The sequence below is a fragment of the Pristimantibacillus sp. PTI5 genome, assembly GCF_048572955.1.
Lineage (GTDB): Bacteria > Bacillota > Bacilli > Paenibacillales > Paenibacillaceae > Pristimantibacillus.
In genome coordinates this window covers 32,154-54,989 of record NZ_CP183886.1, presented here as the reverse complement: position 1 = coordinate 54,989, position 22,836 = coordinate 32,154, and the positions used below count along the sequence as shown (strand labels likewise).

Genomic DNA, 22,836 nt, shown 5'->3' with positions numbered 1-22,836 from the left:
CTTGTTGGTACGGTCTGCTAAGGTATCCGGCGTAATCGTATTGCAAGCGGAATCAGACGGATTGAAATCCGCTGAGGTAGAAATCGTATCGAAAGCTGTTGAGGCGGCGCAAGTACCGGGCGTGAGCCAGATTCCGCCTAAAGCCATAGCGGTTTATGAGGCGGACGAGATGAGGTTATTCTCGCCGCCGTCATCGAGGTATTGGGAGAAATGGAATGATATTGCGATCGATAAGCCTGCCCAGGCGAGCTCGAGCTTACCAGGCTGCGAAGCGAATCATGCGACAAGCGGCATTGCAGACGATCGTTATAGTGAGCGTTGGTGCGCGGGGACAAACGAGCTGCCTCAGTGGTGGAAGGTCGATCTGGAAGGACATTATGAGCTGGACGGCACCAAGATCTATTGGGAAAGCGATAATACGCTGTACGATTACCTAGTCGAAGTGTCGTCCGATGATGTGCTCTGGAAAACAGTCGCAGCCCGAAAGCAAACCGGACAAGACGAAGGCGTAGATGAATTTCACGAATCGGCTATCCGTTATGTTCGGGTTGTCGTGAAGAACGTATCGAAAGGACTGCCGGGCTTTTATGTCGTGAAGGTATTCGGTAAAGTAATGCCGTCCATATGACGGAAACGATTAACGCCGGCGATCGGCGGACGAGAGGATGAACTGCTTATGGCGAGTGTCAAAAGAATTGGAATCATCGGCCTCGATACTTCCCATGCACCTGTATTTACCCAGCTCCTAAATGACCCAACCCATGAATTCCATGTGCCAGGCGGCGTAGTAACGTCCGCATTTCCCGGGGGCTCTGCCGATTTCGAATTGAGCTACTCGCGCGTCGAGGGCTTTACGGAGCAATTACGCATGCAACCTGGCGTTAAGATCGTCGATTCCCCGGAGGAAGCTGCTGAAGCCTGTGATGCCATTCTTTTGCTTGCGGTGGACGGCAGGGCACATCTGGCGTTGTTTCAACGCATTGCTGCTTACGGAAAGCCCGTGTTTATTGACAAACCGATGGCGGTGTCTTATGCGGAGGCAGCTGCGATTGCAGAGCTAGCAAAGCTGAATGGCGTACCTCTGATGAGCTGCTCGGCGCTTCGTTATGCGGAAGCGTTGACCGAGGCATTAACGGATAACAAGGCGGGCCCGGTGATCGGCATGGATTGTTACGGTCCGATGGCGCTGCAAGCGACGCAGCCGGGGCTTTTTTGGTATGGCGTGCATATGGCCGAGATGCTGTTTAGAACGCTGGGCAAAGACTGCAAGAAGGTTCTGGCCGTAACGAACGAAGATCATGATTTGATTAGCGGGGTTTGGGAGAACGGTTCGATTGGGACCATGCGGGGCAACCGTAAAGGGAACAATCAATTTGGCGCATTGCTCCACAGGGAAAACCGCACCGCCCATATCGACGTTTACAGCCACCCCAAATCCTATTACGCGAGTTTATTGGAACGAATCATGAGCATGTTCCTGACTGGGGTAACGGATATTGACGGGGATGAAACCCTGCAGATTATTCGGTTCATGGAAGCAGCCAATGAGAGCCGTGTAACTGGCAGGTTCGTAGATTTATAGATTAAGAAGAATTACCGGACATCAGCATAAGGAGGAAGAAGGATATTTTGAACGGTGAGAATCCTAGCTAGACGCCCGAATACGCGCGTAACGTGATTGCCGTACACGAAGCGGTTTACCGAGCTGCGGAAACAGGCACGGAGCAGCAGCTGATTTGGTAATCTTTTTATGTCATCATGTGGCTATTCATAACGGGGTTATCCAGCGGTCGCAGAAGACTTGCTGGATAACCTTTTTTCATTTAGGAAGAAATTATTGATTTAATGGACAATTTGTTGAAATAGGCGCCTATCTTGGGCAGACGCAAAAAAATATAATGAATTGAAACATGGAATGAAAGCGTTTTACTTGTCGCCGTTTGCCCAAATTAGCGTGAAGGGAATGGTTGATTGATGAGTAGAGTTAAAGCTTTACCGTTTCTATCCTTGGTTTTGAGCCTTGCCGTTTTTCTCTCGGGAATTACCTTTTATCCAAGTCAGGCAAAGGCTGATTCGGTGCCGCTTGTGCCTAATGGAGGTTTCGAGCAGGTTGCAAACGGAATTCCGCTCCAATGGTCGGTGATCAGCGGCACCGCGGCTTCCTCCGCTAATCAGGTGCATAGCGGGAATTACAGCGTAGAGTTATCCGACTCCAGCAGTGCGGCTCCGGTTGGCCTGCGCAGCCAGAAAATGCAAGTTGCCCGGACAAGAATATGAAGCCTCGGCATTTACTTACAACTTCCAAGGAAGCTCCTCCGTATTTTTGGAATTCTGGGACATAAACCAGAATCTCATTTTGTTTTCCAACGCCAGCAACAATACGACCAACCAGTGGAAGCAGCTCGGTCTCAACCTCGCAGCGCCGCCGGATGCCAAATTCGTAAGCTTAAGGGTCTACTCGGGACTCGGCAATATCGGTACTTCCTATTTCGATGACGCAGAAATTCAAATCCTCGCGCAAGACCCGAATGTCATGCTCCGAAACGGCGGTATGGAGACCGTTATGGACGGGCTGCCTAGGTATTGGAGCACCTTATTCGACGCAACCAGCTCGACATCGACGGAGAGGAAGCGTTCAGGCGAACGCAGCGTGAAAATAATGGATTCCAAAAACAATGGCGGGATAGGCTTGCGCAGCGCGCGGATTCCGGTTACGGCGGGGCTTTAAATACGAAGCTTACGCATATGCCTACATCGAAGGCGGATCAGCGGCCGTCTACATTGAATTTTTAAATGAAGCCGGCGGCGAACTGACGCTTGCGAATGCAGGCATTACCTCGTTAAACGAATGGAATGAGGTCCGTGTTTCCTCGATTGCTCCGCCGACGGCAAAATACGCGATGGTAAGATTATACTTAGGCGCGGCTAATGTCGGAACGACCTATTTTGACGATGCGGGATTTCGCGAAGTTCCGCCCGATCTCAGCGCAAACTTAAACAATGGCCAATTCGAGCTGATGGATCATGGAAGAACGAGTAACTAGCGCGCGGTGGACGGGACGGCCAACACCTATGTGCATGACGGCTCGTACATCGCTTTGGACGACGGTATCATAGAAGAGAAACTTGACGCGGTAACAGGGACGGTTGCTGACTTTACGAAAGCATTGGCCGCGCAAAACGAAATCATTATTGAGGCTGCCACACAACCCGCGGAAATCATTGATCTTGTCGGTAAAAGCATCATGATTCAAATTGACGGCGTCCGCAAAGGGACATTCCGCATCAAAGGCGTAACCGCGCTGGACGGAAATCGGATAAAGCTCGATATCGGGGACATTTCGCTTGTCCGTTCTTATAAGGATCCTTATGATTTCAGCCAAGGATTTAATTACGACATCGCAGCGGGAGCTCAATACCGGATTCCGCTGACCTATACGTCAAGTGAAGATGCGCAGCCGGAATCGCCAGCTTTCAATGCAAATATCAGCGCTCCGACCAACTCGGATGTCGCTGTCACCATCACTTACCCGCCAAGTGCAGCGGTGAAGGAAAACAAAAAGGGCGAGGGCGGCGATTGGACGGTCTATACGGAACCGATCACTTTTGCGGAAAATGGTATTTTGTATACACGATCGAAGGATTTTGCCGGCAATCTATCGCCTGCTGCGAGTTATGAAGTCCGGAATATTGATAAGGTCCCGCCAGTCACGACAGCAATCCTGGACCCGGCGCAGCCGGTTATTCTATCCTTGCATGCGGCAGATACCGGTTCAGGCGTGCAGAAGACAGAATACAGCCTGGACAACGGGACGACATGGCAGCTCTATCGATCGGACGTGACGGTTGACATGCAGGGCAATTACGCTTTGCTCTTTAAATCCTCGGACGCAGCAGGAAACGCAGAGTCTGCCTAAACGTTATCGTTTTCGCTTGCTGCTACGGCGGTGAAAATCGAATGAAAGGACAGCGGCGGCAATCCGTTAAGCGGAGGAACGGTGTCCTACTATGACGGAGGCTGGAAAACCTTCGGCGTAACGGATGCGATCGGCAAAGCCAGCAGATCTCTGCCGCCAAAAAGCTATTCCTTTTCCATAAGCTATGAAGGTACGCGCCAGGAGAAGGTTCAGCATATAGGAACGGATCCAAACGTCGTGTTCAATACGGTCAAGGTCGAGCTGCGGTTGAAGGACAGCCAAGGAAATCCCGTTGACGGCGGCACGTCAAGCTATTACGCCGGAGGCTGGCGTAATTTCGGTACGACCGGCAGTGGCGAGGCGAGCAAGCAGCTCTTGCCTGGCGAGTACGCATTTGCCATGCGTTACGGCGGCACAAATAAACAAGTGACGCAAAATACGATGGCAAATCCGGTTGTGGTATTCCAATTTTAAAATACGGGAGCGTATTAATTCCGGGGACCCGTTTGGGATCCCCGATTTTTGCTATGTGTTTTTGTAAGGAATGATGTTTTACGGTTCGATCGTTGCTTGGCCAGACACATTCATGCTATGCTCCTTAATAGACTCATTAAAGATGATGTCTTTAAATATTGGAGGATTTGTATGGTGAATGAAACGGACATCAACACCGCGAAAGGCATTGCGATCGGCGTAATCGGGCCCGAGATTTTGGTCAAGCGGATACTGAGGGTACTGAATGCTTTTCCTTCCTTCCGCCCGCTGGCAAGGATATACAGGAAAGAGGAAGAGGCTCCGGCGCTTGCCGAAGAAATCGCGGGCGAAGCGGAGGTTATTTTGGTAACCGGACCTATGCCATACCATAGAATACGGGAAGAAACGAGTTTGAAAATCGCGCTTCATCATGTGCCGTTGACGGATACGAGCTTTTACCGGTCATTGTCCCGCTTGAAGAACGCGCTTGGCCCAGAAAAGGAGCTCCGCGTATCGATTGACACTTTAGGGGGGCCAATGATCGCCAAATCGCTAAAGGAAATTAATGAATCCCGTGTGCAGACGACGATTTTTAACGGTGCTTCTTATCCCACGCAGGAAGCGCTAACGGCCTTCCACGCGCAGCTATATGAGAGCGGCGCATGCGATGCGGCGCTGACGGCGGAAGGGGCGGTTTCCGATGCGCTGACAAAGCGGGGGATTCCGAATGAGTGGATCATTCCGACAGACCAGAACATTACGGTTGCTCTTGAGAGAGCCTTGCTTTCGACGGAAACCAGGCAAAGCAAGGAAGCGCAAATCGTAGTCGGACTGCTTAATATTGATCATTTCGAGAAGCGGATCCATACGCATACCTCGGAGCATGAGGTCCAAAAGTTTAAGCTGGAAATCCACCGGATGCTGCTGGACTATGTAGAGTCCTTAGACGGCTATCTGACGCATCTCGGCGGAGATGAATATTTGTTTTTTACGACTCGCGGCATTTTTGAACGAGAGACGGGCGGGTATAAGACGATTCCGCTAGGCAGGCACGCAAATCAAAAATTCGGATTGTCCCTGAGCATCGGCATCGGCTTTGGACGGTCGGCGAACGAAGCGGGCACGCATGCCAGGTACGCTCTTCGGAAATCGAAGGACGCGGGCGGGGATACTTGCTTTATCGTCAGAGAGGACAAGACTTTTATCGGACCGCTTGCCATGGCGGATCCGCTGGAAATTGCCTTATCGATGACCGACGCGGGTTTAATTAAGAAAGCGGAGGATGCCGGCATGACATCGGTCTATTTGAGCAGGCTGATGGCACACGTGGCGAGAAGCGGCCGGGTGGATTATATGGTGCACGAGCTGGCTGCCATTTTGGATATCACGGTACGGAGCACGCATCGCTTAGTCCTGCAGTGGATCGATCAGGGCTTGCTTCGGATCGCGGGAGTCGAAAAGGTTCCGAAGGGCAGGCCGCGACAAATTTTCAAGCTTGCTTTTCTGGAGGATAAGGTCGGTAATTAAACCGGATCAATCGCGATCCGGTTTTTTATTAATTATTTATAGACAATTAAAAGATTTGTCTTTTAAGCGGGCAGTCTCTATGATGAAGATAGCCTCAAACCTGGAAGGGAGATTGTTGAACCTATGAGAACGATTGAAGAACTCGAGGCCAAGCTGGCCGAACCGTCCGCGGCGCTTATTCACGATATAAAGAAAGTAAACGGAGATATTCTTCTTCTCGGTGTTGGCGGGAAGATGGGACCGAGCTTGGCGAGGCTGCTGATGAACGCGGTCAAGAAAGCGGGCGTCAGCAAAAAAGTAATCGGTGTTTCAAGATTTTCGGAGGCGGGCCTGCAACAACAGCTGGAGGCGGAAGGCGTGGAGACGATCGCGTGCGATTTGTTTGACGACGAGAAACTTCAAGCGCTGCCGGACGCCGAAAATGTCATTTATATGGCCGGCAACAAATTCGGCACTACGGGAAACGAATCCTTTACGTGGGCTATGAATGCTTATCTTCCCGGAAGAGTTGCCGTGAAATACCGGAACTCCCGAATCGTCGTATTTTCTTCGGGCAACGTTTATCCCTTTACGCCCGTTGGTTACGGCGGGGCAAGCGAAGCGGCGGCGCCGGCTCCGATTGGAGAATACGGCCAGTCCTGCTTGGGCAGGGAACGGGTTTTCGAGCATTTTTCTAAAACCTATCAAATCCCTATGGTCGTATATAGGCTCAACTATGCCATAGACATGCGGTACGGCGTATTGCTTGAAATTGCAAAAGCCGTGAAGAGCGGTAAACCGATCGATTTAACGATGGGGCATGCGAATGTGATCTGGCAAGGAGATGCGAACGAAATTGCGATACGTTCGCTGCTTGCCTGCGAAGCGCCGGTCAATTTTCTGAATGTCACCGGGCCGGAGACGATGTCGATACGCTGGGCTGCCCAGGAATTTGGAAAAAGGTTCGGTACAGAGCCGCAGTTCGAAGGGGCTGAAGCAGAGAATGCACTGCTGAACAATGCTTCAAAATGCCACCAGCGCTTCGGTTACCCGCGCGTTACGCTTCTGCAGATGATCGATTGGACTGCGGAATGGGTGGAGGCAGGCGGAGCAACGCTGAATAAACCTACGCATTTTCAGGAAAGAAAGGGGAAATTCTGAATATGATCCATTTCAATCCATTGACACCCGAGCAGCTAAATGCGCTCCATGAAGGTCTCGTCATTCCCGCCCACCCGCTGGCGCTTGACGAGAATCGCCGTTTGGACGAAATCTCCCAGCGTGCGTTAACCCGGTATTACATGGCTTCAGGAGCGGGAGGCGTTGCCGTAGGCGTACATTCAACGCAATTTGAGATCCGCGATCCGAAATTCGGACTTTTCGAGAAAGTTCTTCGTTTGGCGGCGGAAGAGGTTGATAAAGGTAAGCTAAGCCGTCCATTTATCCGGGTAGCCGGCATTTGCGGACCTACGGAGCAAGCGCTGGGCGAAGCGGAGCTCGCTGCAGGTCTCGGCTACGAGGCGGGCCTGCTGAGCATGGGAGGGCTGCAGGACTGGTCGGAAGCAGAATTATTAAGCCGTACGGAGAGAGTGGCGGAGGTTATACCGGTTATCGGTTTTTATTTGCAGCCTTCCGTAGGAGGGAGAACGTTCAGCTTTGGCTTCTGGCGCGCGTTCGCCGACATTCCCGGCGTAATTGCAATCAAGCTGGCTCCTTTTAACCGTTATCATACGATTGATGTCATCCGTGCCGTTTGCTGCTCCGCGCGCAGAGAGCAAATTGCCCTGTACACAGGCAATGACGATAATATTGTCAATGATTTAATGTCAGTTTACCGGTTTCAAGCGGAGGGCAAAATGGTTGAGAAAAGAATTGTCGGCGGACTTCTCGGGCACTGGGCCGTATGGACGCATAAAGCGGTGCAAATGCTGGAAGAAATAAAACGGGCTCGAATTTATGACACGATTCCTGCGGAGTGGCTGACTCTCAATGTGGAGGTAACGGACTCGAATGCGGCGTTTTTTGATCCGGCACACGGCTTTGCCGGCTGCATACCCGGTATTCATGAGGTGCTCCGCCGACAAGGCCTCATGAAAGGAACCTGGTGCTTGAACCCGCATGAAGAGCTGTCTGTGGGCCAGAAGGAAGAGATAGACCGGGTTTATCGGGACTACCCTCATTTGAACGATGATGAATTTGTTAAGCTGCATCTCGCGGACTGGCTGACTTAGGAGGTATCGAATGGGCTATGCGCTTTAAAGACGTGTTTTCGATTATTGGTCCTGGCATGATCGGGCCTTCCAGCTCGCATACGGCGGGCGCCGTTCGGCTTGGAAGAGTCGCCCGCGGATTGTTCGGGGAACAGCCCAAAAGCGCGGAGATCGTATTCTATGGATCATTTGCCGCCACCTATAGCGGACACGGAACAGATCTGGCCGTGACAGCCGGGCTGCTCGCGTTCGATACGGATGACGAACGAATACCGGAATCGCTTCAGCTGGCCGAGCAATCGGGAATGGAGATAAGCTTTCAGGCAAGCAGCCTGCCTTCCGTTCATCCGAACACATTGACGATTAAGCTAAGCTCGGGCCGCAGGCGCTGCCAGATGACGGGCTGCTCAATTGGCGGCGGCAATATTGAAGTGATCGAGGTAAACGGGTTCGATCTTAAGTTTACGTCCAATTACCCGGTTCTGATTGTCTATCATGTCGATCGTCCAGGCGTGCTGGCAAGCCTTACGCGGCTTCTAAGCGATGCCGGTATCAATATCGGTTACATGGATGTTGACCGCAAAGCCAGGCTTGGGCGGGCGGCAACCGTTATCGAGACGGATGGCGCGATTCCGGAGAAGCTCTTAAACGAAATTAAAAAGCTGGCACACGTAAAAAGCTATGATTATATCGAATGGAATGGTGGTGAACCGCTTTGAGATTCAGCACTTTGAAGGAATTGGCAATGGTATGCGCGGATGAAGGCAAGCCGATATACCGGATAATGCTGGAGGATCAAGCGAAGGAATCCGGGCGCTCGGCCGACCAGGAATGGGAGAAAATGAAAAAATATTACGGCATCATGAAAGATGCCGTTACGAAAGGCATTGCTTCGGAGAAAACCTCCCGAAGCGGGCTTACCGGCGGCGACGCCAAACGCGTATATGAATATACGCGTACGCCGGAAGCTTCACTCGAGCCGTTTACCGGACTTGCCATGGCTTATGCGCTGGCTGTCTCTGAGGTAAATGCTTCCATGGGACGCATTGTAGCGACGCCGACCGCCGGGTCCTGCGGCGTTATACCCGGCGTATTCGCCAGCAGCCAAGAGCGCTTCGGCTGGGATGACGATCATATGGTCAAGGGTCTTTTCTGCGCTGGTGCAATCGGTTATGTAATTGCGAACAATTCTTTTATATCCGGCGCAGAGGGCGGCTGCCAAGCCGAAATCGGCTCTGCAATCGGAATGGCAGCCGGGGCGCTTGTCGAGCTGAAGGGCGGCTCGCCTGCCCAAGCGGTCCACGCCGTTGGATTGGCCTTAAAGAATACGCTCGGGTTGATCTGCGACCCGGTTGGCGGATTGGTGGAAATTCCCTGTATTGTCCGCAACGGCTTTGGCGCGGTGAATGCGCTGGCGGCAGCCGATATGGCGCTTGCAGGCGTGAGAAGCGTAATCCCATCGGATGAGGTCATTCAGGTCATGCTTGAAGTGGGAAGCGCGATGCCCGACGCCCACCGCGAGACGGCAAGAGGGGGGCTCGCCCAGACGCCGACCGGCAAGCAGATAATAGAGCAGCTGGCCAAAGGCAGAAAGAAGTCCCTGTCCGGAACGAAGGAGGAAAATAATGACTAAGCCGTCGCTGCAATTGCTTCTTCCCGCGGCCAAAGCGATTGAGACGGAACTGATCGCACTTAGAAGGCAGCTCCATCAGAATCCGGAGCTCAGCCTAGAGGAGGCGGAAACGTCCGCTTCGGCAGCGCGTTTATTGACTAAGCTTGAGCTCGAAGTGAAAAGAAACATTGGCGGACACGGCATCGTTGCAGACCTAGCCGGCGGGAGGCCAGGACCTTTAATCGCGCTGCGCGCGGATATGGATGCCCTGCCGATCCAAGAGGAAAGCAATCTTCCGTTCGCCTCAGCGATTCCCGGCAAAATGCATGCCTGCGGCCATGATGCGCATACGGCCATATTGTACGGAGCAGCCAAGCTGCTGTCGGAGAGAAAGGATATGCTGGCCGGAAGCGTTCGATTCATCTTCCAACCGGCCGAGGAAATCAATGCCGGAGCGCAGGCCATGATCGAAGAAGGGGTTCTGGTAGGCGTTGACGAAATCTACGGCCTGCATAATCTTCCTACGCTTCCGGTCGGCAAAGCAGCGACCCGTCACGGTGCTCTTATGGGGTCGGTCGACAGGTTTGAAATCATCATTACGGGAAAAGGAGGACATGGCGCGATTCCTGATCAATGCGTGGATCCCATTGTTGCGGCTTCGGCCGTCATGCTGTCGCTTCAAACAGCGGTCAGCCGGGAAATCTCACCGTTTGAGCCCGTGGTCGTTACGGTAGGGTCCTTTCATGGCGGCGCTTCCTATAACGTAATACCCGAGCGGGCGGAGCTGACGGGAACGGTTCGAACATTCTCCCGGAGCGTTCAGGATGCAATGCCATCAAAGCTGCAAAGACTGATTAGCCGCACGGCAGAGGCTCACCGCTGTCAAGCAGAGCTTCGCTATACGAAGATGGTGCCTGTGCTAGTCAACCATGATGAACAAGTCCGCCTGGTCGAAGAGGCGATTGATTTGATTCAGGGAGCGGAGAATAGAAGCGAAGCGGCTCCGGTTCTTGCTGGCGAAGATTTTTCGAACTATTTGAAGCATGTGCCCGGTTGTTTTTTCTGGTTGGGATCCGGTCCCGCCATGTGTGCCGATCAAGCCAACGGACTTTATCATCCCCAATTTCTCCTAAACGAGGAATGCCTGCCTATAGGAGCCGCTCTTTTGGCCGGCATCGTGCTCCTTCGGCTTGGATATGCGAATGCCTAATGGACGATGCAACAATGCCAAAACCGTTCTTGACCGTCGGCGGTTATTGCGCTATTTTAGATTGAAACGGATAACGAGTGTTGAAGGTACTGCTCTCCGGGACGGGAAGCAGTCGCATCAACACTCGTTTTTTTATGGTTTCACGTTAATTGGTAACTCAAACCGAAGCAGGTTGAAATATTTGCAGGCATATAATGGATGGATAACCATTATACTTTTTAAGAATCATAGGGCTGCTTGAAGAAACCAGGTTTTCGTTTGAGACTGGTTTTTTATGTATGCAGTTCTGATTTCATATTTTCACTTGTAAAAATATTGTATTTTATCCTTTTGTCGAAAGAGGCAGGAATTTGCCCGCGAAACACGAATAATATGTATACTCGTATTTTTTGAATTATTTATGATAAAGACCGCAACTTTTCGTTCTTGGGCCGGTACAATGTTATGTGGCGATCCAGGAATAATCCGCAGGTGGAGGAGGTTCGCCTGTCATGACTGATTCCCAATTAATACGTGAGATAAAGGATGGCAATGTCGAGCTGTACTCCGAGCTTATGCGGCGCTATCAACGAAAAATCTTGGCTTTTATCTATCATATGCTGAAGAGCGCAAAGCTTGAGCTGTTGGCTGAGGATTTGTGCTCCGAATCATTTTATAAAGCATACCGCAGCCTTCATTCGTTCCGCGAACTGGATGCTTCTTTTTCGACATGGTTATATACGATTGCGCGCAACACGGTGCTAAGCGAGCTGCGCAAGCAAAAGTCTGCGCATGTGTCGCTTGACGAATCTGGATTCGAGCCTGTGGCGGCGCTCGATGCCGTGCCTGAGCAGCATGTACTGCGGAATGAACGCATGGCTATGGTACGCGAGGCGATTAATAATTTGCCGGAGAAACAGCGCTCTGCTCTTATTCTTCGGGAATATGACCAGCTTGACTATCAAGAAATCGCGAATATTTTAGGGCAAACGGTCAGTTCCGTTAAATCACTGCTTTTCCGAGCGAGAGCAAGCGTCAAAACGCAGCTGGAGCCTTATTTCGGACAATCGCCGCTGATGGAAGAATATGAAGGGATGAATACAAGATGAATTGCAACGATGCGCAAGACAAATTCGGCGAATATTGGGATTTATCGGAGCATGATGAAGATCGGATAGCGATTGACGCTCATTTGCTAGAGTGCAAAGCATGTGCGGAGCAGTTTGTGCAGTGGGAAGAGAGCGAAGAAATGATTCGTTTTCTATCGGATGAAGAGGAAAGCCTTGGACCGATCGAGCATGTAAATCGCAATGTCATGGATCGCATTTATGCGGAGGAATCCTGGTTAATGCCCGTTCCGCACAAGAGCTATCAATTTTCTAAATCGTTCCGCCGCAATATTGCTTTGATCGTTGCAGCCTTCATGGCTATGTTTGCAAGCGCGTTTTTTGTTTTTGTTTTTGACCATCACGGCGGTGCGTCACAAGCGGAAATTGCCGAGATCAGCGGATTGATGGACACGGCAAACGCATCCGGGGACGGGCTTGTTACTACCGGATTTTATGCGGAGGTTCCCGTAGCCAGTATCAGTGATCCATTCGTTTTAAAGGTCATGCCTGCCTTTCCGCAGTATTATGTTGCGTTATCCTTGCTTGGAATGATCATGACATTGCTGATTTTGAATTGGCTATCCAGAACCCGGAACTGACATATGACTAGCCAAAGCTCCTTAGGGAGCTTTTGTTATATCTATAGGAAGAGGAGATGACGTCTGCTTGTTAATCGGATTAGTTCGACACGGTAAGACAGATTGGAATGAAGAAGGCAAAATTCAAGGACAGACCGATATTCCGTTAAATGCGGCGGGCATTGCGCAAGCCATTTCTTTAGGGAACCGCTTAAGCAGCGAGGAGCGCATTTGGGATGCCGTCATATCGAGCGATTTGAACCGGGCCTATGCCACGGCGCAAATCATTGCCGAGAAGCTGAATATTCCTCTGCTTGAAAGTGATCCACGGCTGAGAGAACGCTACTTTGGAGAGGTTGAGGGTACAAAGGAGCAGGAACGGCATGAACGCTGGGGAACGGATTGGCGCAACGTAGCCGAAGGCGTGGAAACGAATGAAGCGGTTAGGGCCCGCGGCTTGAGCGCCATTAATGAATGGAAGCAGGCTTTTCCTGACCGGAACCTGCTCGTCGTCTCGCATGGAAGCTTTTTGGCGCAGCTGTTAGCAGAGGTTTGTACCGGATTGGAAGATCAGTATTTATCCAACTTATCCTATTCGATTTTGGAGCGCCGTGAAGAAGGATGGCATCCGCAGCTGTATAATTGTACGATTCACTTAACACCATAGAACAATGAATGAGAGTCCTGCCTTTGTTTTTAAGAAGGCGTGACTCTTTTTTTTGTGCAAAACCTTGAAAACTAGGTTATAAAACAATAGTTATCTTCCCATAATGATATCAACTGAAGCTTATCCATTACATAATACGCTTACGAAACGGAATACGAAGCTTGAAAAGTCGGTTCCTGAAGAAAGGAGAGAGTTATGAATTTATCGGATATGCTAGGTTATGCAGACATTCAACAGCTTAGCAGAATTGCTGACGTTTACAGATGTGAGTGCAACGGACATTCCAAAAACGATTTGATTCAATCGATTCTCTCTACCGTAAGTCGAAATGATGTCTTTGAAGCTCAAATAAGCAGCATGAAGTTGGAGGACTTGAGATTCTTGAACTCTTTGCTGTTCGAAGCGCGAAATTCCTTCAGCCTGGAGGATTTGCTTGCCCGCGTGCAGCAGAGCAGATTTGGCGAAGAAGCCATCCAACCAGCACCAGAATCGCTTAACAAAACAAAAAAAACGAAAAAAAAGACTGCAGCGGAAATCAAACCGCTAAGTCCGCGAGAGATGATTGCAAAATTCAAGCATCAAGGCTGGCTGTTTAACGGCTTCAGCGGACCGAGCAGGTATTTGTTCCAGGTGCCGAATGATTTGAAGGCCCGCTTTCGCGATACGCTTGCCAAAAGGTTCGCGGCTGAATTGCGGTATACGGAAGAGCCGCCTGTTTATCGGGATGAGCAAATGCTTATCCACGATGATATCACGCATTTGCTTCATTACTTGTACCATAATGAAGTGCAATTGACTGCTGACGGTTCTATGTACAAACGATTCACGTTGCAGCTGCTTGACAAATTCGGCGTAACGGAGGAGCTACCTGCAAAAGGAGCATGGCGCTTTGGATACGGCAGGCATTTCAATCAATACCCGAATCGGTTCTCGTTTATTTACGACTACTGCCATTACGCAAAATACATAACCGAGAATCAGACGGTTCTGAGCGTCACGGCTTTAGGCGAGGAGCGCATGCACGGCAAGCCCCCGGGCGAAGCGGAGCAAATCTACCGCTTTTGGCTTAAGCTGTATAAGGGGCCCATCACGCATTTGCTGTCGCTCGTTCACTGGATCAACGCGCTGGCGGCGGAATGGGTAACGGTAGAGTCATTAAGACAAGTGCTTGTGCCGTTTATAAAACCCTATTATTATGACGATGCAAACACGATCCTAGAACAGCGAGTAATGGCGATGATGGTTCATTTAGGGCTGCTGCGGCTTGGCGAGCATCCCGAGGAGGGGGCCGTCGTGAGAATGACGAAGGCCGGAAGAGCGGTCGTATCGGGCTTAAGCTTGGAAGACTTGGAACCGGTCACGCTGCATTAAGTTTTCATTCACTCTTGGTGTAGGGTCAAATATAAGCTAGAGTAGAGGGACAGTATAATATCAGCTTGCTATATTTGATCGTTCAGAGGAGTAGATGAAAAATGTTGATTCCTTATAAAGGGATACTGCCAAAAATTCATGATGATGTATACATAGCAGACGGAGCGAAGCTCATTGGCGATGTTTCAATCGCGGAAAAAAGCACGGTATGGTTTAATTCTGTGCTTCGCGGAGATCTAGCACCGATTATTATCGGGCATAGCTGCAATATTCAAGACGGGGTTGTCGGTCACGTAAATGTGAACCAGCCTTTGATATTATCAGATGAGGTGTCTATTGGACATGCCGCAATCATACACGGCTGTAAGATAGGCAGAGGCACATTAATTGGAATGGGGGCAATCGTACTTAACGGCGCAGACATTGGTGAATATGCTTTAATAGGAGCCGGTTCGATTGTTACAGAGAATAAAAAAATACCATCCTATACTCTATCTATCGGTTCACCCGCCAAAGTCGTAAGAGAATTGACAGATGACGATCTACAGCGTATGAGAAAGACGATGGAGAGCTATGTGACAAAGGGAATAGAATATAGGATCTCTTAACGCCGGTTTGGAGGTGTATCCTATGGACAAAATGAAAGTAACGTATGAAGCGATGCTAGGTTTGGCTGCGGAATTCGTGCTTGATGACGCAGTTTTGAAATTTCAAACCAATCAAATTTATACGGCAATTGACCAAGCATTGGCCGCAGGCGACGAGGATACGTTTTACCGTCTCGCAAAACAGCTAAATGCATTAAAAAAATAGGGAGTGCCGCCGGAAGGAAAATAGGTCGGTACCCTGCAAGAAGCTTTCCTGACTTATGCGAACCTAGTAACTCCGCATAAAGAGCCGGAAGGCTTTTTTTTCTGAAAGTTTGATTTGGCAATCGGCGATAATGGAGTTAACATAGAAATATTAATGTTAGCAGTATGGCAATAATATGAAGGAGTGAGCTTGAATCAATGAAGTTTAGCGAAATTTCAAAAGAGCAATGGGAGGAGCTAAGTCCATATTTAGATACCTGTCTGCTGCCCGTAACGGGAATGGATACTTCCGTTAAGCCATACGAGGCCACGGAATGGCTCGAGCAGCTGAGAGACATCATGGATTTAATTGAAATCCCGTTCAAAGGCAGAGTGGTTACGTATCCTGCTTGGCATTACCATTCAAGCCGCGAACAGCTGTCGAAGGAGCTGAATGAATGGTGCGCAGCGGCGAAAACCGGCGGTTTTCGTTATGTTATCGTTGTAACGGCCAATAAAGAGCTGACACTCGAATGCTCCGCCGTTGATTTGTTTTTTGGTCCGGGACCGGGCGGCGAGCTGCCGCTGCAAGCCGAGGTTTCAAGCGCCATTCGTGCGTTATGGAGCGGACAAGCGACAGGAACTTCTTGAATTTGTCGTATAATATAATCAAATTTTGGGGAAAACAAATGCCAGAGAAGGTCAAATGTGACAAAATGATAACAAATTATTGAACGGTATTTTGATAAGCTTGCAAATATGAAGCCATATTCTTGACGCTCCCAAGCACCTAGGCTATTATAAGTTATGTCCTAGTTCGTCATGTGTTTTTGCCCTGCGGCAAGACGCGAGATATGGTTGGCAAAGGGGGTTAGAACAGAAGATGAGTAACCATGAACAACACGAGACCGCGCATCGACCGGTTCAGCGCAAAGAAATGTCCCGGCGTCAATTTTTGTCATATACGCTCGGCGGCACGACAGCATTTATGATGGGCGGCGCGGTATTGCCGATGGTTCGTTTCGCAGTGGACCCGCTCTTGGTAAAAAAGGGCGAGGGCACTTACGTAAAAGTTGTGGAAGAGAGCAAAATTACGAACGAACCGCAAGAATTTAAATTTAAAATTCATCAGATCGATGGTTGGTACGTTAGTGACCCTGAGCTTGCGGCTTGGATTTCGAAGGATGCGAATAACAAAATTTTCGCGCTATCGCCAGTATGTAAGCATTTAGGTTGTACGATCGGATGGAACACAAAAGGCCAAAACGAATACGATTGTCCTTGTCACGACGCGCGCTATACCAAAGACGGGAAAAACCTATCGGTTGCCCCGAATCCATTGGATGAGTACGAAGTGAAGATTGAGAACGGATTCGTATACTTGGGTCCGGTAATGCCGAATACAAGAACGAGTTAAGGAGGGCGTATTGCAGATGTTTAAAAGTGTATACAACTGGATTGACGAACGTCTTGACATTACGCCACTGTGGAGAGATGTAGCTGACCATGAGGTGCCTGAGCACGTTAACCCGGCACACCATTTTTCCGCATTCGTTTACTGTTTCGGCGGTTTGACGTTTTTCATCACAGTCATTCAAATTTTGTCCGGTATGTTTTTGACGATGTATTATGTACCAGATATTATTAACGCTTACTCAAGCGTTGATTATCTGCAGCATAAGGTAGCTTTCGGGCAAATCGTTCGAGGCATGCACCATTTTGGGGCAAGCTTAGTTATCGTTATGATGTTCCTACATACCCTTCGAGTGTTTTTTACCGGTTCTTACAAGGCACCGCGCGAAATGAACTGGGTTGTCGGAATGCTGATTTTCTTCATCATGTTAGGCCTAGGCTTCACTGGCTACTTGCTGCCTTGGGATAACAAAGCTTACTACGCAACAAAAGTTGGTGTCCAAATTGCTGAATCCGTACCGGTAATCGGACCATATCTCGCTTCCTTCCTATACGGGGGCGATATCGTAGGCGCGCAAACGCTAACCCGTTTCTTTGCGATCCATGTATTTTTCTTGCCTGGCGCATTGATTGCCATGTTGGCAGCGCACTTTATCATGATTCGGAAACAAGGTATTTCGGGACCACTTTAAGCGAAGGGAGGCATACTTATGGCGCATGGTCATAATTCGAACGAGAAGGTTGTCTATGTAGGCGACTCGCGTGTTAAGAAAAGCAACATTTCAAGCATTCCGCCGGACTATACGTCTTTCCCAGGCAAATCGGAAGCCTTTATTCCGAACTTCCTGCTTAAGGAATGGATGGTCGGCTGCGTGGTGTTGGTTGGTTTTCTAGTATGGGTTATTGCTGAACCGGCTCCGCTTGGTTATCCGGCAGATCCAACGAATGCGGCATTCATTCCGATGCCGGACTGGTATTTCTTGTTCCTGTATCAGTTTTTGAAATACCCATATGTATCGCAGGATTATATCTTGCTTGGTACAGTTGGCATACCAGGGGTTATGTTCGGGGCTTTGCTTCTTGCTCCATTTCTGGACACAGGCAAGGAGCGCCGCTTCTACCGTCGTCCGATTGCATCTTCATTGATGGGACTGACACTTATTGCTTGCGTTTACTTGACGGTTGTTTCTTGGGACCACTACCAGCACCAATTGGAAATTAACGGTCAAGTACCGGAGCATATCGAACGGGAAGAAAAGGCGCGCGAAGCTGCGGAAGCAGGTCAAGAGCGTCCGAATTACACGAAGCCTGCAGTTGAAGCCGCACTTGTAGACGCGAATGATCCAGCAATGGATATCGCGAAGCAAGCGCAATGCGTCAGCTGTCACGCTGCTGATCTGAAGGGTCAAGGCTCTGTTCCTAGCTTGGTCGGCGTTGGCGACAGATTGACGAAGGAACAGCTTGTAGAAGTCGTTACGAATGGTCGTAACGGCATGCCGGCATTCAAAGATCAATTGTCCGCTGAAGAGATTGACCAGCTTACAACCTGGCTTTCTAAGCAAAAGGCTGCAACCGAATAAATCGTTAACGGAAAAACCTGATCGTATTACACGGTCAGGTTTTTCTTCGAACATGCACATTATGATAGTTTGAAGGAGAAGTGGTTCAACATGCTTGCTTTTTTTTGGAGCCGCGAATTTTTGCTTAGCCGATCATTTTTGTGGATTCTGTTTCTTGTTAACTTTGCCGGAACCGTATACGGATATATCTGGTATGAAGGCCAGTTGGCTGCTACCTTGAACGATCATCCGCTTTGGCAAATCGTTTTTGTTCCCGACTCGCCGACAGCAAGCTTATTTTTTACGGTCGCTCTCCTCTATTTATTGTTTCCGCCGCAGCGTTCATATGGAATTGCAAGGATTGGACGTTATATTATAGAGGCTTTAGCTGTCGTGTGCTCCGTTAAATACGGCATTTGGGCCGTTTCGATGATTGTTGCAGGAGCTTGGCAGGGGGCTGATCTGAGTTGGCAGCACTATATGCTAATTGCATCACATTTGGGAATGGCGTTCGAGGCGTTGTTATTTTTCCGTTTTATGAAGGCTGGTGTATTCTCTTTGGCCGTCGCTACAGGCTGGCTACTGCTCAATGATACGGTTGATTATACGTTTGGCGTATTTCCTTACCTTGCAGATGAATTGGATGATGATTTATCTGCAGTTCGAGCATTTACATATGGTTTATCCTTCTTCAGCTTTTTTGCGGCGCTGCTCGTTTGGCGCTTTAGAAAGAAGGTATAACGCAGTGCATTCCCTCATAGAGTGATCTATGGGGGGATGTCCATGAAGATACGATTTATCATTCCATTCGTCTTATGTATCGTCATGACGATTGGCTACGCGGGTTCGGTTTGGGGCGGCGCTGTACCATTAAATGCATATTCGGATCTGTTGTCGCAAAGCCGTGATAAGCAGCTTGTGCGATTGGACGATATTGTAAGCTCATTATATGAAGCCGCCTATACAAACAACCGGCAGGCGGGCTTTCAAGATATCCAGCGGTTAAAGCGGATTCTAGAAGGCGAGCTTAAGTATTCCGTTGGAAGGATTGAAGGCTGGCTAGCGATAGAAAAGGATACCGGGCTCATTGAGCAAAAGCTTATGAAGGCAACATCAGATTCGAACTGGCTGATGGAGGCATCGCGAATCCGCTTGGCAGCCGATGCGCTTGTAAGATCGGATCATGCTTTGTGGCTGCAATACGAGAGCGTGATGCTTGATGACCTCTCTCGGATTGAGAAAGCCTGGAAGCGCCAAACAGGTGACGGGGCAATCGCAGCTCGGGCTTCCATGGACAGCCTGGAAAACCATGCTGCTCGTATATCTACGGCAATGAGCATCCAATTCGGCAGCATGCGGGAGGCCGAGCTGAAAGAACGAATCAATTATACGAACCGTCTGCTTGATGCGGGTATCGTCAATAAGACGAACGAAGCTATGATTGACCGCTCCCTTAAGGCTACCAAGGAATCGTTAATCCGTATGTTCGATCAGAGCCGTTCTAAAGAAGAGGTGCCGGTTGTCGCAGCCGTGCCCCTCAAGAATCCATTAAGCTGGACACTGTTCTTAGGAGCTTTTATTTCAGCCATTCTCACATTCAGCGGCTGGAGAAAGTATAAGACGAATCCATTTGGCGTAAAGCCGCTTCCTTGAGGGGTTATTCCTCTTTAAAGCCTTCGCCTAATACATCATGAACTTCATTAATTACGATAAAAGCACGGGGGTCAATATTGCGAATGATCGATTTCAGCCGGCGGATTTCCTGCCGCTGGACGACGCAATAGACGACCTCTTTTTGCTGTCCGGAAAATGCGCCCCTCGCTGGAATAAGGGTAACGCCGCGATCAAGCTCGATCGTCACTTTTTTGGAAATCGCCTCCCCGTGCTCGGATATGATGGAGAAAGCTTTTGCCGCATAGGCGCCATCCTGTATAAAGTCAATAATTTTGGACGCAATAAAAACGGTAACCAAGGTGTATAAGACCTTCTCAATCGGAATATAAAGCAAGGAGATCCCGATGATCAATGCATCAAGCGACAAAATGATCTGTCCCATGCTTATTCCTTTAGACCGCGATACGATTCTTGCGATAATATCGACACCGCCTGTCGTGCCTCCATACCGGAAAACGATGCCAAGGCCTGTACCCAAGGATACGCCTGCATACAGGGCGACGAGCATATAATCCTGCGAGCCTCCGAAGGGGATGAGCCATTTGCGTTCAATTAAATGCTCCATCAGAGCAAGAAAGCCAGACAGGGAGACGATGCCAACCAGAGTATAGAGCATTTGATCACGGCCAAGCGCCTTCCAGCCCAGAAAAAACAAAGGGATGTTCAAGACCAAAGTTGAGATGGACAGCGGAAACCCGGCAGCATAATTAAGGAGTACTGCGATTCCCGTCACGCCGCCCTCCATCAGCTGATTTGGAATTACAAAGTAATGCAGGCCGAAAGCATAGATCGCGGTGCCGATCAAGATCGGGATAATGATGCGGATTTGCCGTAAGGGTCTTGTCATTGCTCAACTCTCCTTGTCCATTGTCCGGATACGGTCCTTCGAAAACGGGGGATACACTTATGCTTTAGTATGGCTAAAATGCAGGATTCGAAAAACATTGATTTTAAACAGGGCTTTACGTTAACATAAGGAAGTATAGCTATCGACAGAAAGGAAATGCATCGATGCCGGAAAAAACATTGTCGGATATTCAACGCGAAGTAGATGATTACATTTCTCAATTTAAAGAAGGCTACTTTAGTCCCCTTGCTCTGATGGCGAGAATGTCAGAGGAGGTCGGTGAGCTGGCGCGTGAAGTAAACCACTATTACGGAGAAAAACCCAAAAAAGCCGATGAAGCGGAAAATACCGTTGAAATGGAGCTAGGCGATATTTTATTTATTCTTTCTTGCTTCGCTAATTCGCTCAATATTGATTTAACCGAAGCGCATAATAAGGTCATGCATAAGTTTGCGACTCGCGATGCGAATAGGTGGACGAAGAAAATAACCGAACTGTAAACAAGCTCCCTACATATGCTGTACCATCAACCTGTGTACAAGGAGGATGGGCAGATGGATGGAGAAAGCTGCATCAAAAAGGGTTACGAATTTATTTTGAATAGCGATTTCGAGCAAGCGATATATTGGTTCGAGCAGGCGATCGAGGCAGAACCGGACAATTCGTTTTATTACCATACATGTGCCGTATCATGCGCCCGAAGCGGCAAATGGGCGAAAGCCAAGCAGCATGCCGAGACAGCGTTGAGACTTGAACCGGAGCATGCGGAATACAAGTATCATTTGCAAGTAGTCGAAGCGAAGCTGCTTCTCTCAGACGCGGACTATCTGCTGTCGAAGGTACCCCCCAAGTTGATAGAAGCGGCGGAGCTGCTTGAGCAGGCTGCGTTGCTCGATCCATTAAGCTTTGACGCGTTTTATACGCTTGGCGTCGTGTATGCCTCTCAAAATCTGTATGAAAAAGCGGCTGTAAACGCAAAGGAAGCGATGCGGCTTGATCCAGGCCATTCAGCGGCAAGAAGGCTGTTTGCTGACGTAAACCGCAAGAGACGCATGCTGCGCATCCGAATAAATGCAAGTAAAAGAAAAAGGAACAGGTGATCACGATGTCAACACAAAAAATCCGCGTGGCAGTTGCTGGAGCAAGCGGGCGCATGGGCCGCGAGGTTGTGAAAATGGTGCTGGAGGACGAGTCGCTTCAATTGGTGGCGGCCGTCGCTCCTTCCGCGGGTCCCGTCGATGCCGGCGTATTTGCCGGCAAACCGGACACGGGAGTTATAGCGAGTGCTTCGCTTGAAGAGGCGCTTAGCGGTTCGAATGCGGATGTTCTGGTCGATTTCACCATCCCGCAAATGGCATACGGCCATACCAAAACAGCGATCGCATTCGGTGTTCGTCCCATCATGGGAACAACCGGGTTTACGCCTGAGCAAATCGAAGAGCTGGACGAGCTTTGCCAGGAAAAAGGAATCGGCGGCTTAATCGCACCGAATTTCTCCATCGGCGCCATTTTGATGATGAAATTCGCGGCCGAAGCCTCTAAATATTTACCGCATGTCGAAATTATTGAATACCATGGCGATCAGAAGCTTGATGCTCCTTCAGGCACTTCGATAAAGACGGCTGAACTGATTTCACAGGCTCGCCAAGAGCTGCGACAAGGCAACCCGCAGGAGGAAGAGATTATTGAAGGCGCCCGCGGCGGATATTATAACGGTTTTCGCATACATAGCGTGAGACTGCCGGGTGTATTTGCCCAGCAGGAGGTTGTTTTCGGCGGACACGGGCAAACGCTCAAAATTCGTCATGATTCCTATGATCGTGCAGGGTATATGCCCGGCGTAAATGTGGCAGTTAAAAAGGTTATGACCTATAGCGGTTTAATTTACGGCTTTGAACATATTATGGAATAGCTCGATT

At 49.5% G+C, this 22,836-nt stretch carries 29 protein-coding genes; 28 read left to right on the top strand and 1 reads right to left on the bottom strand.

From position 1 onward, the window contains the following. The first annotated feature begins 1 nt into the window (after position 1). From ACN6MW_RS00295 to ACN6MW_RS00175, 25 genes are all read left to right on the top strand, one after another. The gene (locus ACN6MW_RS00295; RefSeq protein ID WP_419873741.1) at positions 2-628 is read left to right on the top strand and encodes a discoidin domain-containing protein; all 627 of its coding nucleotides are present in this window, start codon (positions 2-4) and stop codon (positions 626-628) included. Between the two features lie 48 nt (positions 629-676). Next, complete coding sequence (locus ACN6MW_RS00290) at positions 677-1,582, top strand: Gfo/Idh/MocA family oxidoreductase (RefSeq protein WP_419873740.1); 906 nt, start codon at positions 677-679, stop codon at positions 1,580-1,582. 392 nt (positions 1,583-1,974) lie between these two features. Continuing rightward, entirely contained in the window at positions 1,975-2,277 is a 303-nt protein-coding gene (locus tag ACN6MW_RS00285) for a hypothetical protein (RefSeq protein WP_419873739.1), read from the top strand. Beyond that, positions 2,258-2,728, top strand: coding sequence for a hypothetical protein (locus tag ACN6MW_RS00280; protein ID WP_419873738.1), 471 nt, complete (start codon positions 2,258-2,260; stop codon positions 2,726-2,728). Before ACN6MW_RS00285 ends, ACN6MW_RS00280 begins: the two co-directional genes overlap by 20 nt. A 172-nt stretch (positions 2,729-2,900) precedes the next feature. Then, positions 2,901-3,044 carry a hypothetical protein gene (locus tag ACN6MW_RS00275; RefSeq protein WP_419873737.1) on the top strand — a complete coding sequence of 48 codons (144 nt, stop codon included), beginning with the start codon at positions 2,901-2,903 and terminating at the stop codon, positions 3,042-3,044. A 6-nt stretch (positions 3,045-3,050) separates the two neighbouring features. After that, positions 3,051-3,917 (top strand): OmpL47-type beta-barrel domain-containing protein, encoded by an 867-nt coding sequence (locus tag ACN6MW_RS00270; protein ID WP_419873736.1) that lies wholly within the window; start codon positions 3,051-3,053, stop codon positions 3,915-3,917. 81 nt (positions 3,918-3,998) lie between these two features. Beyond that, positions 3,999-4,391, top strand: a complete 393-nt coding sequence (locus tag ACN6MW_RS00265) for a hypothetical protein (RefSeq protein ID WP_419873735.1) — start codon at positions 3,999-4,001, stop codon at positions 4,389-4,391. 171 nt (positions 4,392-4,562) lie between these two features. Continuing rightward, the gene (locus ACN6MW_RS00260; RefSeq protein WP_419873734.1) at positions 4,563-5,918 is read left to right on the top strand and encodes a hypothetical protein; all 1,356 of its coding nucleotides are present in this window, start codon (positions 4,563-4,565) and stop codon (positions 5,916-5,918) included. 123 nt (positions 5,919-6,041) lie between these two features. Further along, complete coding sequence (locus tag ACN6MW_RS00255) at positions 6,042-7,058, top strand: NAD-dependent epimerase/dehydratase family protein (RefSeq protein ID WP_419873733.1); 1,017 nt, start codon at positions 6,042-6,044, stop codon at positions 7,056-7,058. A 2-nt stretch (positions 7,059-7,060) separates the two neighbouring features. Next, on the top strand, positions 7,061-8,128 hold the full coding sequence (locus ACN6MW_RS00250; protein WP_419873732.1) for a dihydrodipicolinate synthase family protein: 1,068 nt from the start codon (positions 7,061-7,063) through the stop codon (positions 8,126-8,128). A 17-nt stretch (positions 8,129-8,145) separates the two neighbouring features. Further along, complete coding sequence (gene sdaAB / locus ACN6MW_RS00245; protein ID WP_419873731.1) at positions 8,146-8,826, top strand: L-serine ammonia-lyase, iron-sulfur-dependent subunit beta; 681 nt, start codon at positions 8,146-8,148, stop codon at positions 8,824-8,826. Beyond that, positions 8,823-9,740, top strand: a complete 918-nt coding sequence (gene sdaAA, locus ACN6MW_RS00240; RefSeq protein WP_419873730.1) for an L-serine ammonia-lyase, iron-sulfur-dependent, subunit alpha — start codon at positions 8,823-8,825, stop codon at positions 9,738-9,740. The genes sdaAB and sdaAA overlap by 4 nt, the downstream gene beginning before the upstream one ends. Next, on the top strand, positions 9,733-10,929 hold the full coding sequence (locus ACN6MW_RS00235) for a M20 metallopeptidase family protein (RefSeq protein ID WP_419873729.1): 1,197 nt from the start codon (positions 9,733-9,735) through the stop codon (positions 10,927-10,929). The genes sdaAA and ACN6MW_RS00235 overlap by 8 nt, the downstream gene beginning before the upstream one ends. Positions 10,930-11,420: 491 nt before the next feature. Continuing rightward, the gene (locus ACN6MW_RS00230; RefSeq protein ID WP_364148835.1) at positions 11,421-12,017 is read left to right on the top strand and encodes an RNA polymerase sigma factor; all 597 of its coding nucleotides are present in this window, start codon (positions 11,421-11,423) and stop codon (positions 12,015-12,017) included. After that, positions 12,014-12,616: an anti-sigma factor family protein gene (locus ACN6MW_RS00225; RefSeq protein WP_419873728.1), complete on the top strand. Its 603-nt coding sequence runs from the start codon at positions 12,014-12,016 to the stop codon at positions 12,614-12,616. Before ACN6MW_RS00230 ends, ACN6MW_RS00225 begins: the two co-directional genes overlap by 4 nt. 67 nt (positions 12,617-12,683) lie before the next feature. Beyond that, positions 12,684-13,262, top strand: a complete 579-nt coding sequence (locus ACN6MW_RS00220; RefSeq protein WP_419873727.1) for a histidine phosphatase family protein — start codon at positions 12,684-12,686, stop codon at positions 13,260-13,262. 195 nt (positions 13,263-13,457) lie between these two features. Then, on the top strand, positions 13,458-14,633 hold the full coding sequence (locus tag ACN6MW_RS00215; RefSeq protein WP_419873726.1) for a hypothetical protein: 1,176 nt from the start codon (positions 13,458-13,460) through the stop codon (positions 14,631-14,633). Between the two features lie 101 nt (positions 14,634-14,734). Next, entirely contained in the window at positions 14,735-15,241 is a 507-nt protein-coding gene (locus ACN6MW_RS00210) for a gamma carbonic anhydrase family protein (protein ID WP_419873725.1), read from the top strand. 22 nt (positions 15,242-15,263) lie between these two features. Continuing rightward, positions 15,264-15,446, top strand: coding sequence for an IDEAL domain-containing protein (locus ACN6MW_RS00205; RefSeq protein ID WP_364148826.1), 183 nt, complete (start codon positions 15,264-15,266; stop codon positions 15,444-15,446). A 197-nt stretch (positions 15,447-15,643) separates the two neighbouring features. Next, positions 15,644-16,075 carry a DUF2487 family protein gene (locus ACN6MW_RS00200; protein WP_419873724.1) on the top strand — a complete coding sequence of 144 codons (432 nt, stop codon included), beginning with the start codon at positions 15,644-15,646 and terminating at the stop codon, positions 16,073-16,075. A gap of 232 nt (positions 16,076-16,307) precedes the next feature. Beyond that, positions 16,308-16,841, top strand: coding sequence for a ubiquinol-cytochrome c reductase iron-sulfur subunit (locus ACN6MW_RS00195; protein ID WP_364148822.1), 534 nt, complete (start codon positions 16,308-16,310; stop codon positions 16,839-16,841). 16 nt (positions 16,842-16,857) lie between these two features. Beyond that, positions 16,858-17,529 carry a menaquinol-cytochrome c reductase cytochrome b subunit gene (qcrB, locus tag ACN6MW_RS00190; RefSeq protein ID WP_183561109.1) on the top strand — a complete coding sequence of 224 codons (672 nt, stop codon included), beginning with the start codon at positions 16,858-16,860 and terminating at the stop codon, positions 17,527-17,529. A gap of 18 nt (positions 17,530-17,547) precedes the next feature. Next, the gene (locus ACN6MW_RS00185; RefSeq protein WP_419873723.1) at positions 17,548-18,417 is read left to right on the top strand and encodes a c-type cytochrome; all 870 of its coding nucleotides are present in this window, start codon (positions 17,548-17,550) and stop codon (positions 18,415-18,417) included. Positions 18,418-18,507: 90 nt separating this feature from the next. Next, positions 18,508-19,137, top strand: coding sequence for a DUF1405 domain-containing protein (locus ACN6MW_RS00180; protein WP_419873722.1), 630 nt, complete (start codon positions 18,508-18,510; stop codon positions 19,135-19,137). A 42-nt stretch (positions 19,138-19,179) separates the two neighbouring features. After that, positions 19,180-20,049 carry a sporulation protein YpjB gene (locus tag ACN6MW_RS00175; RefSeq protein ID WP_419873721.1) on the top strand — a complete coding sequence of 290 codons (870 nt, stop codon included), beginning with the start codon at positions 19,180-19,182 and terminating at the stop codon, positions 20,047-20,049. A 4-nt stretch (positions 20,050-20,053) separates the two neighbouring features. Here the strand turns inward: ACN6MW_RS00175 and ACN6MW_RS00170 are convergent, their stop codons facing one another. Continuing rightward, complete coding sequence (locus ACN6MW_RS00170; RefSeq protein WP_419873720.1) at positions 20,054-20,917, bottom strand: YitT family protein; 864 nt, start codon at positions 20,915-20,917, stop codon at positions 20,054-20,056. Between the two features lie 164 nt (positions 20,918-21,081). On the opposite strand from ACN6MW_RS00170, the gene ACN6MW_RS00165 reads away from it, so the two are divergent. The 3 genes from ACN6MW_RS00165 to dapB are packed head-to-tail and all read left to right on the top strand — an operon-like array spanning position 21,082 to position 22,829. Continuing rightward, positions 21,082-21,417 (top strand): nucleotide pyrophosphohydrolase, encoded by a 336-nt coding sequence (locus ACN6MW_RS00165; RefSeq protein WP_419873719.1) that lies wholly within the window; start codon positions 21,082-21,084, stop codon positions 21,415-21,417. A 54-nt stretch (positions 21,418-21,471) separates the two neighbouring features. Next, on the top strand, positions 21,472-22,017 hold the full coding sequence (locus tag ACN6MW_RS00160) for a tetratricopeptide repeat protein (RefSeq protein WP_419873718.1): 546 nt from the start codon (positions 21,472-21,474) through the stop codon (positions 22,015-22,017). A 5-nt stretch (positions 22,018-22,022) separates the two neighbouring features. Next, entirely contained in the window at positions 22,023-22,829 is an 807-nt protein-coding gene (gene dapB / locus ACN6MW_RS00155) for a 4-hydroxy-tetrahydrodipicolinate reductase (RefSeq protein WP_419873717.1), read from the top strand. Positions 22,830-22,836: the final 7 nt, after the last annotated feature.